Consider the following 2127-nt stretch of genomic DNA (forward strand, 5'->3'; position numbering starts at 1 on the left):
CCAGAAACGCCGCCCGCGTCTCGCGGCTGGCATAACCATAGGACCAGAACGCCTCTTCCGCCGCCGCACAGGCCCGGTTCACCAGCTCCACCGTGCCCACCGAGAACGCATGCACAGGACCATGCGCGGGCTCCGAGCCAAAACGCTCGGCCGTGCCAACCCAGTCACCCGCAATCAGATGATTGCCATGGGGCGTGAATGTCATAACGTCAGTCCTTCTTGTAGATTGGATACTGGGTGAACACGCCACCCTGATAGACCATGACCGGTGCATCCGGCGCCGGGAGGGGCACGCGGGCGTCAATCTCGGCGCGGTGATCTTCGGCATTGTCGCGGGCCTGCCAGCCCAGCCAGGCGAGATGGCTGTTGTCCCACCAGCCCTGCGTATTGGCCGAGGCACCCCAGATGACCGGACAACCGAGATGCGGCGCGCGGAACACAGCCTCGATCAGGGCGGCAAAATCGCCCTGCGAGAACCAGCTGCCAAGCATCCGGTGATTTTCGGGCTGGGCCGTGCAAGAGCCGATGCGCACAAGGGCGCTTTCTTGCCCGAACTTCTCGAAGTACATCCGGGCGAGCGCCTCACCAAACACCTTGGATACGCCATAGAGGCTATCGGGGCGGAATGTGCACTCCGGACCCAATCGGTCGGTCTGCCGGTAGAAGCCGACCGTGTGGTTGGAGCTGGCAAAAACAATGCGCGGCTGGCCGTGGGCGCGCGCAGCCTCGTAAAGATTATAGAGGCCAAGGATATTGGCCTGCAGGATCGGCTCGAAGGGCGTCTCGACCGAGATGCCGCCAAGGTGAACGATGCCGTCACACCCCGCAACCATCGCGTCGACCGCCGCCGCATCGGCGAGATCGCACTGAATGAACTCTTCATTCGGGCGGGCGTCATCGATCGGGGCGATATCAGCAAGGCGCAAGGTCGGGGCGATAGGCGCAAGTCGCTGGCGCATGACGCGGCCAAGCCCACCTGCCGCGCCGGTAATCAGCAAACGCTTCATGCCGGAAACTCCTTGATGTGTGATTGCAGTATGTCGCGGGGGAGCAGTGCGCCGGGATGCTGCACGACCAGCGCTGACAGCGCCTGACCTGCAGCGACCGAGGCCACGGGATCCGCACCGGCAAGGCGCGCGGCCAGAAAGCCCGCATTGAAGCTGTCACCCGCCCCGGTGGTATCGGTCGCCGCGACCGGCCTAGGCGCCGGTGCCGCAAGATCTTGGCCGTGCGATCGGATCACAAGTGGGCCAGCCCCGTTCTTGACGACCACCTCTTTGGTGCCGGACGCGGCATAGCGCCGGGCGGTGTCAACAGGTGCGGTATCACCGAAGGCCGCGGCCTCATCATCAAAGCTGGGCAGGCAGATCTCTGCCAGCGCCGCCGCCTGCGAGATGACGGCGCGCATTGTCACCGCATCTTCCCAAAGCCGGGGCCGGATGTTCGGGTCGAAGATCACCCTTTGCCCGGCCAGTTGGCCCAGCAGGCGCTGTCGCCCGGCGGGATCAAGGATCGCAAGCGTAATGCCCGAGAGGTAGATCGCGTCATGCGCGGCAATGGCCGCCTGCAACCATCCCTGATCTTCGGCCAGCAAGCGCGCGGCGGACCTGTCGCGCCAGTAGCTGAAGCTGCGCTCACCATCCTTCAGGCTGATCATGTAGAGGCCGATGCTGCGGCTAGGGTCGCGGGTGATCCAGTCTGTTACAAGTCCGGCGCGTGCAACCTCGACCAGCGCCCTGTCCGACATCGTATCCTGCCCAAGCCGCGTGCCGTAGCTGATCCGCCAGTCTGGTCGAAGTGCCGCCAGGTACCAAGCTGTATTGAACGTGTCGCCCGCATAGCCCTCACGCCAGAGGCCGGGGCCTGCGCCAGACAATTCGACCATCATCTCGCCCATCGACAGGATGCGCATGTCTTCCTCCGCCTTCAGCTCTTGACCGAAACAACATATCATACAATAAGTGTCAACACATATGATATCATCGAACCCGGAGATTCCGATGCTTCACGTTGAGACACGTCATGCCATTCACCCTTTGCAGGTTCCCGGCATGGATACCGCGTCGCTGCGGCGGCACTTTCTGGCATCGGGGATGTTTTTGGAAGGCGAGATACGTCTGATCTACA

2 protein-coding genes and 1 pseudogene are annotated in these 2127 nt (G+C 63.0%); all 3 read right to left on the reverse strand.

Annotated features, from left to right (window positions below; translation table 11 throughout):
* Positions 1 to 205: pseudogene (locus FQU74_RS09655) on the reverse strand (aldehyde dehydrogenase (NADP(+))); the annotation flags it as partial.
* A 4-nt stretch (positions 206 to 209) separates the two neighbouring features.
* A complete protein-coding gene (locus tag FQU74_RS09660; protein ID WP_146286270.1) occupies positions 210 to 1007 on the reverse strand; it encodes an NAD-dependent epimerase/dehydratase family protein in 798 nt (265 codons plus the stop codon).
* The gene (locus tag FQU74_RS09665) at positions 1004 to 1912 is read right to left on the reverse strand and encodes a sugar kinase (RefSeq protein ID WP_146286271.1); all 909 of its coding nucleotides are present in this window, start codon (positions 1910 to 1912) and stop codon (positions 1004 to 1006) included. Before FQU74_RS09665 ends, FQU74_RS09660 begins: the two co-directional genes overlap by 4 nt.
* Between the last annotated feature and the right edge of the window lie 215 nt (positions 1913 to 2127).

It is taken from the genome of Gemmobacter aquaticus (genome assembly GCF_007859075.1).
GTDB classification, from domain to species: Bacteria; Pseudomonadota; Alphaproteobacteria; order Rhodobacterales; family Rhodobacteraceae; genus Gemmobacter; species Gemmobacter aquaticus.

Excerpts from the sequence above, each read along its gene's own strand:
- FQU74_RS09660 (WP_146286270.1), bottom strand. The coding sequence starts at position 1,007 with ATGAAGCGTTTGCTGATTACCGGCGCGGCAGGTGGGCTTGGCCGCGTC.
- FQU74_RS09665 (WP_146286271.1), bottom strand. The coding sequence starts at position 1,912 with ATGCGCATCCTGTCGATGGGCGAGATGATGGTCGAATTGTCTGGCGCA.